13 protein-coding genes, 2 rRNA genes, 1 other RNA gene and 1 other annotated feature are annotated in these 13,571 nt (G+C 52.2%); of the genes, 2 read left to right on the forward strand and 14 right to left on the reverse strand.

The window, feature by feature from the left end; genetic code table 11:
* The 8 genes from CV945_RS14840 to tadA all read right to left on the reverse strand — a co-directional run.
* Window positions 1–67 (reverse strand): 16S ribosomal RNA (locus CV945_RS14840); the annotation flags it as partial.
* 244 nt (window positions 68–311) lie between these two features.
* Window positions 312–575, reverse strand: a complete 264-nt coding sequence (locus CV945_RS14845; RefSeq protein WP_033008841.1) for a pro-sigmaK processing inhibitor BofA family protein — start codon at window positions 573–575, stop codon at window positions 312–314.
* Window positions 576–647: 72 nt separating this feature from the next.
* Window positions 648–872 (reverse strand): YaaL family protein, encoded by a 225-nt coding sequence (locus CV945_RS14850; RefSeq protein WP_033008840.1) that lies wholly within the window; start codon window positions 870–872, stop codon window positions 648–650.
* A 23-nt stretch (window positions 873–895) separates the two neighbouring features.
* Window positions 896–1,492 (reverse strand): recombination mediator RecR, encoded by a 597-nt coding sequence (recR, locus tag CV945_RS14855; RefSeq protein WP_033008839.1) that lies wholly within the window; start codon window positions 1,490–1,492, stop codon window positions 896–898.
* A gap of 9 nt (window positions 1,493–1,501) precedes the next feature.
* Window positions 1,502–1,825, reverse strand: a complete 324-nt coding sequence (locus CV945_RS14860) for a YbaB/EbfC family nucleoid-associated protein (RefSeq protein WP_375153696.1) — start codon at window positions 1,823–1,825, stop codon at window positions 1,502–1,504.
* Window positions 1,826–1,852: 27 nt separating this feature from the next.
* Window positions 1,853–3,535, reverse strand: a complete 1,683-nt coding sequence (gene dnaX, locus CV945_RS14865) for a DNA polymerase III subunit gamma/tau (RefSeq protein WP_100660071.1) — start codon at window positions 3,533–3,535, stop codon at window positions 1,853–1,855.
* 209 nt (window positions 3,536–3,744) lie between these two features.
* Window positions 3,745–4,009, reverse strand: an RNA gene (gene ffs / locus CV945_RS14870) — signal recognition particle sRNA large type.
* A 53-nt stretch (window positions 4,010–4,062) separates the two neighbouring features.
* A complete protein-coding gene (tadA, locus tag CV945_RS14875; RefSeq protein WP_033008833.1) occupies window positions 4,063–4,545 on the reverse strand; it encodes a tRNA adenosine(34) deaminase TadA in 483 nt (160 codons plus the stop codon).
* 86 nt (window positions 4,546–4,631) lie between these two features.
* Here tadA and CV945_RS14880 point away from each other — a divergent pair, with 86 nt between their 5' ends.
* On the forward strand, window positions 4,632–5,918 hold the full coding sequence (locus CV945_RS14880; RefSeq protein WP_100660072.1) for a glycoside hydrolase family 18 protein: 1,287 nt from the start codon (window positions 4,632–4,634) through the stop codon (window positions 5,916–5,918).
* 236 nt (window positions 5,919–6,154) lie between these two features.
* Here the strand turns inward: CV945_RS14880 and serS are convergent, their stop codons facing one another.
* The 5 genes from serS to guaB all read right to left on the reverse strand — a co-directional run bounded on the left by serS (window position 6,155) and on the right by guaB (window position 12,268).
* Window positions 6,155–7,429 carry a serine--tRNA ligase gene (gene serS / locus CV945_RS14885; protein WP_033008829.1) on the reverse strand — a complete coding sequence of 425 codons (1,275 nt, stop codon included), beginning with the start codon at window positions 7,427–7,429 and terminating at the stop codon, window positions 6,155–6,157.
* A 53-nt stretch (window positions 7,430–7,482) separates the two neighbouring features.
* Window positions 7,483–7,703, reverse strand: a binding site (T-box leader).
* A gap of 9 nt (window positions 7,704–7,712) precedes the next feature.
* On the reverse strand, window positions 7,713–8,303 hold the full coding sequence (gene pdxT / locus CV945_RS14890; protein WP_033008825.1) for a pyridoxal 5'-phosphate synthase glutaminase subunit PdxT: 591 nt from the start codon (window positions 8,301–8,303) through the stop codon (window positions 7,713–7,715).
* 24 nt (window positions 8,304–8,327) lie between these two features.
* Complete coding sequence (gene pdxS / locus CV945_RS14895) at window positions 8,328–9,212, reverse strand: pyridoxal 5'-phosphate synthase lyase subunit PdxS (protein ID WP_033008824.1); 885 nt, start codon at window positions 9,210–9,212, stop codon at window positions 8,328–8,330.
* A 129-nt stretch (window positions 9,213–9,341) separates the two neighbouring features.
* Window positions 9,342–10,697 carry a D-alanyl-D-alanine carboxypeptidase family protein gene (locus CV945_RS14900; protein ID WP_100660073.1) on the reverse strand — a complete coding sequence of 452 codons (1,356 nt, stop codon included), beginning with the start codon at window positions 10,695–10,697 and terminating at the stop codon, window positions 9,342–9,344.
* 104 nt (window positions 10,698–10,801) lie between these two features.
* A complete protein-coding gene (gene guaB / locus CV945_RS14905) occupies window positions 10,802–12,268 on the reverse strand; it encodes an IMP dehydrogenase (RefSeq protein WP_100660074.1) in 1,467 nt (488 codons plus the stop codon).
* A 126-nt stretch (window positions 12,269–12,394) separates the two neighbouring features.
* Here guaB and CV945_RS14910 point away from each other — a divergent pair, with 126 nt between their 5' ends.
* Window positions 12,395–13,384, forward strand: coding sequence for a YaaC family protein (locus CV945_RS14910; protein ID WP_033014229.1), 990 nt, complete (start codon window positions 12,395–12,397; stop codon window positions 13,382–13,384).
* A gap of 104 nt (window positions 13,385–13,488) precedes the next feature.
* On the opposite strand, the gene rrf is transcribed toward CV945_RS14910, so the two are convergent.
* A 5S ribosomal RNA gene (rrf, locus tag CV945_RS14915) occupies window positions 13,489–13,571 on the reverse strand; the annotation flags it as partial.

Consider the following 13,571-nt stretch of genomic DNA (forward strand, 5'->3'; position numbering starts at 1 on the left):
GCTCGACTTGCATGTATTAGGCACGCCGCCAGCGTTCGTCCTGAGCCAGGATCAAACTCTCCAAAGAAAGTTGATTGGCTTTTGCTTCGGCCCATGCGGCCGAAGTTTTTTTCATGACGCTTGCGTTTTGTTTAGTTTTCAAGGAGCTTTCGATTTAGTGTTGCGCACTTTTATTATTATACTTACTGTCCTATTCGTTGTCAACATGTTTTTTATCAACAGCGACGTTCATTAATATACTTTATATCTATACAAAAGTCAATAGTTTTTCATAAAAAAATGAAAAGGCATTTTGACTAGACGATGCCTTTTCATAGAATATATTGGTCAATCACAATTAATGCCGCAGCCCCTGGAAGGCCAAGAAATCCGCAAACGAGCGAGGTGATAAAGTTAATCGGAATATGAATGCTGAACTGCCCGCCGATCGCGTTAATGACAAACAGCGCCAGCGCCCCGACGATCAGGCGGATAGCGGCATGGCCGATAAAGCGAAGCGCCTTAAAGCGGGCGCCAACAACGAGCAGCACGGCAATGAGCGCCAACAATACGGTAATCACCACTTTCGGCTCCAAACGTTTCATGCCCCCTTCTATGCTTGTACTACAAGCATATGCACCTTGGGGGAAAAAAGAACAAAAAAGGAGTCAACGCACTTCCTTCAGTGTAACACGACGGTGCTTCGCTTCGCGGAGAAGAAAAAAATACTTGGCCTCCGCCAGTTGGAGCGCGCTCAGCACCTCTCGAGACGGGTCAACGCTTTTTTCAATGAGCTGTTTTTGTTCAAACCACTCCGCTCTTGCTTGTTGCAGTTCGGCCATCAACTTTTCGTCAAATTGTCTTTTTAATTTCCCCTTCCGCCGCCATAACAAACCGATCCCCACCTTCTTTCTCTCTACAGTTCGCGGCGTCCTTCCAACGCTTTTGACAACGTCACTTCGTCCGCATATTCCAAATCGCCGCCTACCGGCAAGCCGTGGGCGATGCGGGTTACCTTGATTCCTGTTGGTTTGAGCAGGCGTGAGATATACATCGCTGTCGCTTCCCCTTCAATGTTCGGGTCAGTCGCTAAAATCACTTCTTGGATCGTCTCATCCTGCAGCCGCGCCAGCAGCTCGGCGATCTTAATGTCCTCCGGACCGATGCCTTCCATCGGAGAAATGGCTCCATGCAGCACATGGTACAAGCCATTGTATTCTTTCATTCTCTCCATAGCGATGACATCTTTCGGGTCTTGGACGACACAAATGGTCGTCCGGTCGCGCCGTTCGTCTTTGCAAATGTAGCAAGGGTCCGCATCTGTAATATGCCCGCAAATCGTGCAATAATGAATATGCCGCTTTACGTCGACGAGCGCTTTGGCGAATTCAAGCACAACGTCTTCTTTCATCGCCAGCACGTGAAACGCGAGGCGGGCGGCCGTTTTTGGACCGATTCCGGGCAATTTCATAAAACTGTCAATCAGTTTGGATAACGGTTCTGGATAATGCATAGCTTCCCCCTAGAACAGCCCTGGAATGTTGAGTCCTTTCGTAAACTGCCCCATCATATCGTTGGCCAGCTCATCAGCTTTTTTGAGTGCATCGTTTGTCGCTGCCAAAACTAAATCCTGGAGCATTTCAATATCGTCCGGGTCAACGACTTCTTCTTTAATTTTCACTTCTAAAATTTGTTTATGGCCGTTGGCGATGACCGTCACCATGCCGCCGCCTGCCGTGCCCTCCACTGTTTTTTCTGCCAGCTCTTCCTGTGCTTTTTGCATTTCTTTTTGCATCTTCTGCATTTGCTTCAGCATTTTTTGCATATTTCCCATTCCGCCACGCATCATGGTTGGCATCCTCCTTCAATTCGTTTATTCTTTGATTTCAATCAATTCCTCGCCAAACAGCCGTTTCGCTTCGGCGATCAACGGGTCTTCCTGGCTTTTTTCCGCTTTCGCTTCTTTGCTGCGGATAAATTCTTCCCTTATTTTCCCCCATTCCTCTTCCGGAATGGCGATCATTTCAAAACGGCGGTTCGTCAGGTCAAATAAAATTGCTTCGACATTTTCCTTGACCGAACTCGCCGGGTCGGTCGCCATCTTGCAGTGAATTTCATACTTAAACTTTAACACAAATGCTGAAGCGCTTGCTGCGACCGGTTCACTCTCCTGCAAGAGAGCGGCGTGCGACACTTTATGCTGCCGCTTCAGCGCATCAAGTACGTCGGCCCAGCGGCCTTTCACCAAGGCTAAGTCTTCATGCGTCGCCTGCTTCAACAATTCGTAAATGCGGCCGACCGGTGCTTTATATCCCCCGGTTTTCACCGCTTTCGCCGTTTTTTTCGCAGAAGGCGCCTCCGGCGGGACGGCAGGCGCCTGCTCTTTTAGGCGGCGCAGCTCGATTTCCAGCGTTTCAATCCTCTTGATCAATGGCCCAAGTTCAGAAGCGGTCGGCGATGGAGCAGCAGCCGCTGGCTGATGGCAAAGCTTGACGAGCGCCACTTCGAGGAGAAGACGCGGGTGGTTCGTCCACTTCATCTCCTGCTGGCTTTTGTTCAACAGCTCAACCGCTCCGTACAAATCGGAAAGAGGAATCGCTTCCGAAAGCGAGGTGAACGCTTCGTCAACGACCGCAATTTGGATGGCTCCTTCCACATGAGGGGCCGTTTTGTACAGCAACAAGTCGCGATAATACAAAATCAAATCTTCAACCAAACGATTCGGATCTTTTCCTTGCGCCATCATTGCTTCAAACTGTTGCAAAACAGCCGCTGTATCTTTCCGATGAATGGCGGCAATGAAATCAGCCAACGCGGCAAATGATGCCGCTCCGGTCATCGCCAGCACGTCATCAAGCCGAAGCTTCCCATCGCTGAATGAAATCGCCTGGTCAAGCAAACTGAGCGCGTCGCGCATCCCTCCATCGGCAGCGCGGGCGATAGCCGACAGCGCCTCGTCGGATGCTTCTACGCCCTGGGCGTTCGCCACATATTTCAACCGCGAAACGATGGAGGCCAGCGGGATGCGGCGAAAATCGAACCGTTGGCAGCGGGAAATGATCGTCGCCGGGATTTTATGCGGCTCGGTGGTGGCCAAAATGAAAATGACGTGTTTGGGCGGTTCCTCAAGCGTCTTCAACAACGCGTTAAACGCGCCGATTGACAGCATGTGCACTTCGTCGATAATGTACACTTTATAACGGACCGAGGTCGGCGCAAATTTCACTTTTTCACGGATGTCGCGGATTTCGTCGACGCGGTTGTTGGAAGCGGCGTCAATTTCCAACACATCGGGAATCGTTCCGTTTGTAATGCCGAGGCAAGCGGGACATTCATTGCACGGCTCGGCCGCCGGGGCCTGTTCACAGTTGACCGCCTTGGCGAACACTTTCGCCGCGCTCGTTTTGCCTGTCCCACGCGGTCCGGAAAATAAGTAGGCATGCGATATTTTATGTTGAAGCAGGGCGCTTTGCAACGTTTTCGTCACGTGTTCTTGGCCGACCATGTCCGCGAAACGCTGCGGCCGAAAAACACGGTATAACGCTTGGTATGCCACGGAAAACGGCCCTCCTCTTCCTCTCATCTCCACTATTATATAACGTTCTGCCCTATTTTAAAATAAAAAGAGGCTGTCCCAAAAGATCGTCTCTCTATTAAAAGAGATACAATATGATCGTGTTGCCGAAGCAAATTGCCTCTGCATCTTGTCAATGAAGAAAGGGTGTCCCATTGCTTTTGGGACACCCTCTTGCTGCTTATGTAAGGCCGTGCACCTTCTGTCGATTAGCTGCCCCGAGCGTTGCTCAAGCAGTTGGCTCAGCCCAGGCGCCCCCGCGGCACATGGGAGCATCCGCTTACTGCTGCTTCCTTCCGGACCTGACAGGGTTCACGGAATCCCATTGCGCGGGACCCAGACGTCAACACCACTTACTTGAGACAGGCCTCACAACAGACTAACCTCGAGAAGGGATTCAGCCTCGCTAGAGCGGATTGCGAGTACAGGGCACCGCTACCTCCCCGCTTAGCACGGCACTATCAGTATAGCGCGTTTATAGGGAAAATGCAATGTACACAGGCCGAATTTTAGTTGGAACTTCCGCCAACATTTCTCTTTTGTTCGCGCAATCGGCGGAAAAAGCCGCTCAGCAGCGCCCCACACTCCTCCGCCAACACACCGCTTGCAACCTCAGCCTGGTGGTTGAACCGGCTTTCCTGCAATAAGTTCATTAACGTCCCGGCGCATCCCCCTTTTGGGTCGCTAGCTCCAAATACGACCCGCTCAATGCGGGAAAGAACGATGGCCCCCGCGCACATGGCGCACGGTTCAAGCGTCACGTATAACACCGCCCGTTCAAGCCTCCATGAGCCGGTCACCCGGCACGCTTCGTCAATGGCCAAAACCTCCGCATGGGCGATCGCGCGCTGTTCCGTTTCCCGTAAATTATGGGCGCGGGCGATGACGCGGCCGTCTTGAACGATGACGGCCCCGATCGGCACTTCGCCGATCCGTTCAGCTTTTTTTGCTTCTTCAATCGCCAACTTCATGTAATACTCATCGTTGCTCATCATATACCCCTTTGCACAAACGGTCATTTCTCTTTCTTTTCCATCATAAAATATGGAGAATGAAGACGCAACTAGGAGGTCAAGCGATGCAGATCCATGTCATACAGAGAGGACAAACGTTAAGCGGGATCGCTAAAGCATATGAAACGACGGTCGAGGACATTGTTCGGGCGAACAAGCTGCCAAATCCCGACCGTCTTGTCGTCGGTCAGGCGCTCGTGATTCCGATCGTCGGTCGTTTTTATTGGGTGCAACCCGGAGACAGTTTATGGTCGATTGCCCGCCGGTTTTCCATTCCGATGCAGCGTCTCGCGGAAGTGAACCGCCTCTCGTTAAATGCGCCATTGCGGGTCGGCCAGCGTCTTTACATTCCGCCCGGAGCCAAGCGGAGAGCGGAGTTTAACGCCTATATTGAACCGCGCGGTGCGACCGTCAGTCCGGCGTTGGAAGCAAGCGCCCGCGAAGCCGCTCCACATTTAACGTATTTAAGTCCCTTTTATTTTGCCATTCGGCGCGACGCGACACTCCAAAAGCCTCCGCTTGACGACTTTCCCGCCATCGCCCGCGCCAACCGCGTCACGCTTGTGATGGTTGTCGCCAACATTGAAAACGGGCAGTTCAGCGATGAGCTGGGCGCGCTTATTTTGACGAATGAAACGCTGCAAAACCGCCTGCTCGACAACATTGTCGCCGCCGCCAGACGGTATGGCTTGCGCGACATCCATTTTGATTTCGAATATTTGCGCCCCGAAGACCGAGAAGCATATAATGCTTTTTTGCGCAAAGCGAAACGTCGATTTGAACGGGAAGGATGGATGATGTCGACCGCCCTGGCGCCAAAAACGAGCGCCACCCAGCGCGGACGTTGGTACGAAGCCCATGACTACCGCGCCCATGGACAAATTGCCGACTTTGTCGTCATTATGACGTATGAGTGGGGCTACAGCGGCGGCCCGCCGATGCCGGTCTCCCCCATCGGCCCTGTCCGCCGTGTCCTCGAGTACGCCGTCTCGGAAATGCCTCCCGGAAAGATTTTAATGGGGCAAAATTTGTATGGTTATGATTGGACACTGCCGTACGTACCGGGCGGACCGTACGCCCGCGCCATCAGCCCGCAGCAGGCCATCGCCCTCGCCGCGAGGTATAACGTCGCGATTGAATACGACACCGAGGCGCAGGCGCCGCATTTTCGCTACCGCGATGAAAATGGGCGCGAGCACGAAGTATGGTTTGAGGACGCCCGCTCCATTCAGGCAAAATTCAACCTCGTGAAAGAACTTGGCCTGCGCGGAGTCAGCTATTGGAAACTGGGCCTCGATTTCCCGCAAAACTGGCTGCTCCTTTCCGACCAGTTTGCAGTCGTCAAAAGATAAGGCCGCCCGCGCCAAAGAGATAAAAAAACCCGCCTTTCTCCCGGCGGGTTTTTTTATGGCTGGAAACGGCGGTTCCGATCAGCCGTTTCGGATGGCAATCTCCTCTTATGCGCGTCAGTACTGTTCTTTATCGCTTTGGCAGAGAAGCATTCGAGGCCGGCGTCCGCCGCCTCTTTTTCTCCGTCGCCAACGTCATTCACTATAACACGGCTGCCGGGAAAAGTCAACCAACGATTTTAACGGATGACGTCCCGGTTGCCCATGTATGGGCGGAGCGCCTCTGGGATGATGACCGATCCATCTTCTTGCTGGTAGTTTTCCAAAATAGCGGCGACCGTTCGGCCGATGGCCAACCCTGAGCCGTTTAACGTGTGCACGTATTCCGGTTTCGCTTTCGGATCGCGACGGAAGCGGATGTTGGCGCGGCGAGCTTGGAACGCCTCAAAGTTGCTGCACGATGAAATTTCCCGGTACGTGCCGTAGCTTGGCAGCCATACTTCAATATCGTATGTTTTCGCTGCTGAAAAGCCGAGATCACCCGTGCACAAGGCGACAACGCGGTACGGAAGCCCGAGCCGCTGCAAAATCGTTTCCGCCTGCCGTGTCAATTTTTCCAGTTCCTCGTATGAATCTTCCGGTTTGACAAACTTAACAAGCTCCACTTTGTTGAACTGATGCTGACGGATGAGCCCTCTTGTGTCGCGGCCGGCCGAACCAGCTTCAGCGCGGAAACAGGCGCTGTACGCTGCATAGTAAAGCGGCAAATCATCTGCAGATAAAATTTCATCGCGATGCAAGTTCGTCACCGGCACTTCCGCTGTCGGAATGAGAAAATAGTCTTCGCTGTCCAAATGAAACGCATCCTCGGCAAATTTCGGCAATTGCCCGGTTCCAATCATGCTTGCCCGGTTCACCAAATAGGGGGGCAGCACTTCTTCATAGCCGAATTCATCGAGATGGATGTCAAGCATAAAGTTGATTAACGCCCGCTCAAGCCGGGCGCCCAGCCCTTTATAAAACACAAACCGGCTTCCTGCCACTTTAGCCGCCCGCTCAAAATCAAGCAGACCAAGCTGGTCGGCGATATCCCAATGCGGTTTCGGTTCAAACGAAAACGAACGCGGCTCCCCCCATCTCCGCACTTCGACATTGTCCTCTTCCGACTGGCCGACCGGTACGGATTCATGCGGAATATTTGGAATCGATAACAACAGAGCGTTGAGTTCCTCTTCCAGTTGGCGAATGTGCTCATCCATTTGCTTAATGCGGTCGCCGACTTCGCGCATTTGGACGATCAGCGGCTCCGCATCCTTTTTCTCGCGCTTAAGGGCGGCAATTTGCTGCGACACATCATTGCGTTTGCTTTTTAGCTCTTCCACCTCAGCAATCAAACGGCGGCGTTCTTTGTCCAACTGTTCAAACCGGTCGATGTTCGCCAAATCTCCGCCGCGCTGCATTAGTTTTTCTTTCACTTCTTCAAACTGGGCGCGCAATATTTTCACATCCAGCATGGCTTTTACCTCCTTTTCCATTCAATATTATACATAAAAAAGCCCCCGTCCCCAAAAGGGACGGGAGCGACCCCGCGGTGCCACCCTTATTGAAGGCTTGCGATGCCTTCCCTTTTTGCCGTTCACGGCGGCGGCCGAAAACGCCTACTGACCCGCTTTGGCGTTCAACGTTTTGCTCGAGGATGGATTCACAGGCGCTTCCTGCCGGTTTGCACCACCCACCGGCTCTCTGAAAGAAAGGGGGTCTGCTGCTTGTTCCTCTCATCGCTTTCGCTTGATCACTTTACTTAAGGCTTGACGTCATTTTCGCTTCTTTGACCATGTTGAGAAAGTATTGCATCAATCGATGATCGTCGGTCAGCTCTGGATGGAACGAGCAACCAAGAAACTGGCCTTGCCGGGCCGCGACAATGCGGTCATTGTATGTCGCGAGGACATCGACCCCGTCGCCGACCTCGACAATGTGCGGAGCACGGATGAAGACGCCGACAAACCCGTCGCCAACCCCCTTGATCGACAGCTCCGCCTCAAAGCTTTCCCGCTGCCGCCCAAACGAGTTCCGCTCGACCGTAATATCCATCAGGCCTAAGTGCGGCTCATCATACCCGACGATTCGTTTCGCCAGCAAAATGAGCCCGGCGCATGTCCCAAACATCGGCTTGCCATCAGCGGCAAATTGCTTCAATGGCTCCATCAATCCGTACCGGTCCATGAGGCGCCGCATTGTTGTGCTTTCGCCGCCCGGGAGCACGAGTCCGTCGAGTCCCGAAAGCTGCTCCGGTTTCTTCACGACGACCGCCTCGGCGCCGCACGCCTCGATGGCGCGGACATGTTCCTGCACAGCTCCTTGCAGTCCGAGTACACCTATTTTCATTGTGATCTTGCTCCTTTGTCCGGCTTACCAGCCTCGTTCTTGCATCCGATGCTCCGGCAGCAGTGTCGCGACATCGATGCCGCGCATTGCGCCGCCCAGCCCTTTCGATAGATGGGCGATCAGCTCATAGTCTTCATAATGAGTCGTCGCTTCAACGATCGCACGAGCGTATTTTTCCGGATTTTCCGATTTAAAAATGCCCGAACCGACGAAGACACCGTCGGCACCTAAGTGCATCATGAGCGCGGCGTCAGCTGGTGTCGCGACACCGCCAGCGGCGAAGTTGACGACCGGGAGGCGGCCAAGCCGTTTGATTTCACGCAGCACTTCAACCGGAGCCCCAAGCTGTTTCGCCTCGGCGACAAGTTCGTCTTCGCTCATGCTGACAACTTTGCGGATTTGCGCGTTGACTTTGCGCATATGGCGAACGGCCTCGACGATGTTTCCTGTCCCTGGCTCCCCTTTTGTCCGCAACATCGATGCCCCTTCAGCAATGCGGCGGGCGGCCTCTCCTAAGTCGCGGCAACCGCATACAAATGGGACCGTAAACTGCCGTTTGTCAATATGGAACTCTTCATCAGCCGGCGTCAATACTTCACTTTCATCGATATAGTCAACGCCGAGCGCCTCAAGGACGCGCGCTTCCACATAATGCCCGATGCGCACTTTTGCCATGACTGGGATTGATACAGCGTTCATCACTTCTTCAATGATCGTCGGATCAGCCATGCGCGCGACACCGCCAGCGGCGCGAATGTCTGCCGGGACGCGCTCGAGCGCCATGACTGCGACAGCCCCTGCCGCCTCAGCAATCTTCGCTTGCTCCGCATTGACGACGTCCATAATGACGCCGCCTTTTTGCATTTCCGCCATGCCGCGTTTGACGCGGTCTGTACCTGTCAATGCCAACGTTGATTCCCCCTGTTCCTATCCTTATGCTTTGCTATATACGCAAAAGGATGATTCCACTGTTTTATTTTACCTCAATTTTTACAAAAATCACAATGGAAAAAAGCTCCCCTTAACCGGGGAGCAGCGTTACAACCAACCTTTCACCGTTTTGGCAACGCTTGTCCATAAATCAGCAAACAGTCCGCCAATCGCACGCATCGAGAGAACGAACCAGTTGGCTTTCTCCACCTCGGTTGTCGTAACGAGCGGCACCCGGATGTTTTTTTGCATGTCCGGGCTTAAGAACGCGAGCGAGTCATCGCCTTTGTATTCAAGCGTCATATATCCGACCGTCTCTCCTTTTTTCAACGGAGCGATCAATTTTCCTTCTTTCGTCATTTTTTTCTGATCCAATACATAAACCGGCTTGTACTGTTTTTCCTCGCCATTTTTGACGAGCAGAGACAGCTTTTTCGCCGTTGCGACGCGAACTTCTTTTTCCTTCCCTTTCACGACTGGAATCGTCTCTTTCCCCTTCAGCTGATACCCTTTCGGATAGAGCGTTTGGAGCGAGTATTGATGAAATCCATAGTTAAATAGTTTTTCTGTCTCCTTAAAACGCGCCTCTTTCGTCGTTTTTCCGCTTGCATCCTTGGCATTCATCACGACGGAAATGAGGCGGACGCCGTTCCGCTTCGCCGTCCCGGTGAAACAGTTGCCGGCAAATTCCGTATAGCCGGTTTTCAACCCGTCTACCCCTTCGTATCCGTACACAAGCCCTGGCAGCATCCAGTTCCAGTTGTCCATTTTAATTTCGTCCTCTGTTCCTCCTCGGAACATTTTATGGGGAATGCTCGCCGTTTCCAGCACCTCTGGATGGTCTTTCAGCAGCCGGTAGGCAAGGGTGGCCATGGCCCGCGCAGACATGACATTTTCCTCATCCGAGTTTGTCCCTTCCGGGTGGAATCCTTTTAAGTCTTCGTTGCTTAACCCTGTCGCATTCACGAATTTATAATCTTTCAACCCGAGCTGTTTCGCTTTTTCATTCATCATTTTCACGAAATTTTTCTCTGACCCAGCAATGATTTCCGCAATCGCGACCGTAGCCCCATTGGCCGAATAAATGGCCATTGCCTCGTACAGTTCGCGCACTGTATACTTGCCATCTTTGCGCAGCGGAACGTTGGACAGCGCCCGGTCTTGCGACAACCGGTACACATACTCACTCGGCGTATACGTCTGATCCCACTTGACACGTTTCGCCTTAACGGCGTCAAGAAGCAAATACTCGGTCATCATTTTTGTCATGCTGGCAATGCCAAGCACCGTATCAATGTTTTTCTCATATAAAATTCTTCCCGTCTTCGCGTCCACTAAAATCGCGGCGTCCGACCGGATGTCAAGCGGAGCGCTTTCCGCCTTCGCCGTCTGTTGAAACGGCCATAGTGTTAAGCAAAGACAAACAGACAGCAGCCAAAACAACCACTTTCGTTTCCTCTTCACATCGAAACCCTCCTCACACAACCGTTATTGTAACATACAGGCGGCCAAAAAAATAGACGGAGAATCTGTCTCCGTCAAAGTTAGGCTGATGGACGCAGCCTTGATCAAAACGCGGAGTAGTTCGGCGCTTCTTTCGTAATTTGCACGTCATGCGGATGGCTTTCGCGAAGCCCTGCACCCGTCATGCGGACAAATTGCGTTTTCTCCCGCAGCTCATCCAAGTTCCGCGTTCCACAATAGCCCATACCGGCGCGCAAGCCACCGACAAGCTGATAAATCGTATCGGCGAGCGGCCCTTTGTACGGCACACGCCCTTCGATGCCTTCCGGGACAAACTTTTTCGCGTCTTCTTGGAAATAACGATCTTTGCTGCCGCGCTCCATCGCCGCGACCGACCCCATGCCCCGGTATACTTTAAAGCGGCGGCCTTGGTAAATTTCCGTCTCGCCTGGGCTTTCCGAGACGCCGGCGAGCAAACTGCCGAGCATGACCGCATGAGCTCCGGCGGCAATCGCCTTCACGATGTCGCCAGAGTATTTAATGCCGCCGTCAGCGATGATCGGGACGCCATGTTTGCGCGCCTCAGTCGCACAGTCATAGATCGCCGTAATTTGCGGCACACCAACCCCGGCGACAACCCGGGTCGTGCAGATGGACCCCGGACCGATTCCGACTTTAATAATGTTCGCCCCAGCCTCAATCAAGTCGCGCGTCCCTTCAGCTGTCGCGACATTGCCGGCGATGATGTTCAAGTCCGGGTATTGGCGGCGGATGTTGGCCACCGTCTCTAGGACGCCTTTCGAATGGCCGTGCGCCGTGTCAACGACAATGACATCAACCCCTGCCTCAACAAGCTTTTTGACGCGAATCATCGTGTCCGCCGTCACCCCGATGGCCGCCCCGACAATCAGCCTCCCTTTCGCATCTTTCGCCGAATTCGGGAACTCGATCACCTTTTCGATGTCCTTAATCGTAATAAGCCCTTTTAAAACTCCATTTTCATCGACGAGAGGCAATTTTTCCACTTTGTGCTTTTGCAAAATTTTTTCCGCTTCTTCTAACGTAGTCCCTACCGGGGCTGTAATCAAGTTCTCCTTCGTCATTACCTCGGAAATTTTAATCGAGTAATCCTGAATAAAGCGCAAATCGCGGTTCGTGATAATGCCGACAAGCTTTTGTTCCTCGGCATTGTTGACGATCGGCACGCCGGAGATGCGATACTTGCTCATTAAATGTTCCGCATCATACACTTGATGGTCAGGCGTTAAGAAAAACGGATCCGTAATAACACCGCGCTCTGACCGCTTTACTTTGTCGACTTGTTCCGCCTGTTGCTCAATCGACATGTTTTTGTGAATGACGCCAAGACCGCCTTGACGCGCCATCGCAATAGCCATTTCCGCTTCGGTTACGGTATCCATGCCGGCGCTAATGATTGGGATGTTCAACTGGAGCGTATCGCTTAACTTCGTCGTGACATCAACATCACGCGGCAGCACGTCCGATTTTGCTGGAATGAGAAGAACATCATCAAACGTCAAGCCTTCCTTTGCGAATTTCGCTTCCCACATGTTTTCTCCCCCTTGTCCGGAAATATTATTAGTAGCTTAACAACTGGTTAAACTACTGTCAAGGAATCAAAAAAATGTCCAACTTTTCAGTTATCTTCTTACAATTCCATGGCAAGGGGGGTAAAAATGTTCGGAAATCCCGGTAAAGCTGTCAACTTTTCTATTTTCCGCTCCGCTGACGTCGCCCAGCGCTTTTTGCTGCAATGCTACAAACAGCAACAACGGGAAGACGCTGTTCAGCGCAGTTATACAAACTGTTATCCATTTTTATATTATTTGGAGCATGGGCAAAACTTTTATGCCGCCGCCAGGCAGTCGCCATTGTCCATTAAACCGGTTCTTTTGTTTTATGGCATGGTGCAGCTGATAAAGGCGTGCCTGCTCACCGTCGATCCGGACTATCCTGAATCGACATCCGTTTTAGCCCATGGAGTGTCAACGAGAAAGCGCAAAAAGCAAGGCTATGAATTTTTAGATGACGAAGTCAAAATCCAAAAAAACGGTTTGTTCACTCATTTTTCTGAAAAAATGTTTCATGTGAAACAAGAGGCGGGGGAAAAATTTCGCATGGGCATGCTGTTGCAACGAATCTGCGAACTGCACGAAACATTTTTTTGTTTAAGCGAGCGAAAAAAGCCATTGTCGTTGCCGGTCGTACATACGGTTTCACCGCCCATGCTGGCCATTCCGAAGGCGATTTTGGACCATTACCATATGTCGCAGCTCCGCTTCATCCAGTACATGAGCGAGGAAGGGCACGAAAAACAGCTGACATTCGCCAAGGAGGAAGGGGAATTTCTTTATTTCAAGATGGAATCGCCGCTATCGCCGATTAAGGAAGGGCCGTTTTTATTCCATTCGAACGGAACATACCATATCCCAACGAAGAAGGAAAAAATCTTTGCGCTCCCGGAAATCCATGCCCATTATTTGCTGCTGTACAATTTGAGCATGATCTCCCGCTACGAAACAGAGTGGTGGAGCGAACTTCTTCACTCTTACTCAAGCAAGGCGTACATTTTTATTCTTCAATTTCTTTCCATATCGGCGGACAAAGTGCCCCTGCTGCTAAACGAATATTTAATGCATAAGTTTTGGGCCAAGCCAAATGATTGAATGCTCTCCCACCTGCACGAACGCGCGGGAGTGAAGGCTTCCCAGCGCGGGTTGATAAAAAGCACCCCATTGCGCGTCATGCACAATGGGGTGCTCTGTTTTCCGCCTAGCAGCGACCTACTCTTGCAGGGGCGCTGGCCCCAACTACCATCGGCGCTGGAGGGCTTAACTTCCGTGTTCGGGATGG

Origin of the sequence: Geobacillus sp. Manikaran-105, assembly GCF_002809955.1 — a bacterium.
Taxonomy (GTDB): domain Bacteria; phylum Bacillota; class Bacilli; order Bacillales; family Anoxybacillaceae; genus Geobacillus; species Geobacillus thermophilus.

What these genes read in the sequence shown, in the direction of transcription:
- recR (WP_033008839.1), bottom strand. Translation starts at nt 1,492, where the DNA reads ATGCATTATCCAGAACCGTTATCCAAACTGATTGACAGTTTTATGAAA.
- CV945_RS14860 (WP_375153696.1), bottom strand. Translation starts at nt 1,825, where the DNA reads ATGCGTGGCGGAATGGGAAATATGCAAAAAATGCTGAAGCAAATGCAG.
- tadA (WP_033008833.1), bottom strand. Translation starts at nt 4,545, where the DNA reads ATGAGCAACGATGAGTATTACATGAAGTTGGCGATTGAAGAAGCAAAA.
- CV945_RS14880 (WP_100660072.1), top strand. Translation starts at nt 4,632, where the DNA reads ATGCAGATCCATGTCATACAGAGAGGACAAACGTTAAGCGGGATCGCT.
- serS (WP_033008829.1), bottom strand. Translation starts at nt 7,429, where the DNA reads ATGCTGGATGTGAAAATATTGCGCGCCCAGTTTGAAGAAGTGAAAGAA.
- pdxT (WP_033008825.1), bottom strand. Translation starts at nt 8,303, where the DNA reads ATGAAAATAGGTGTACTCGGACTGCAAGGAGCTGTGCAGGAACATGTC.
- guaB (WP_100660074.1), bottom strand. Translation starts at nt 12,268, where the DNA reads ATGTGGGAAGCGAAATTCGCAAAGGAAGGCTTGACGTTTGATGATGTT.
- CV945_RS14910 (WP_033014229.1), top strand. Translation starts at nt 12,395, where the DNA reads ATGTTCGGAAATCCCGGTAAAGCTGTCAACTTTTCTATTTTCCGCTCC.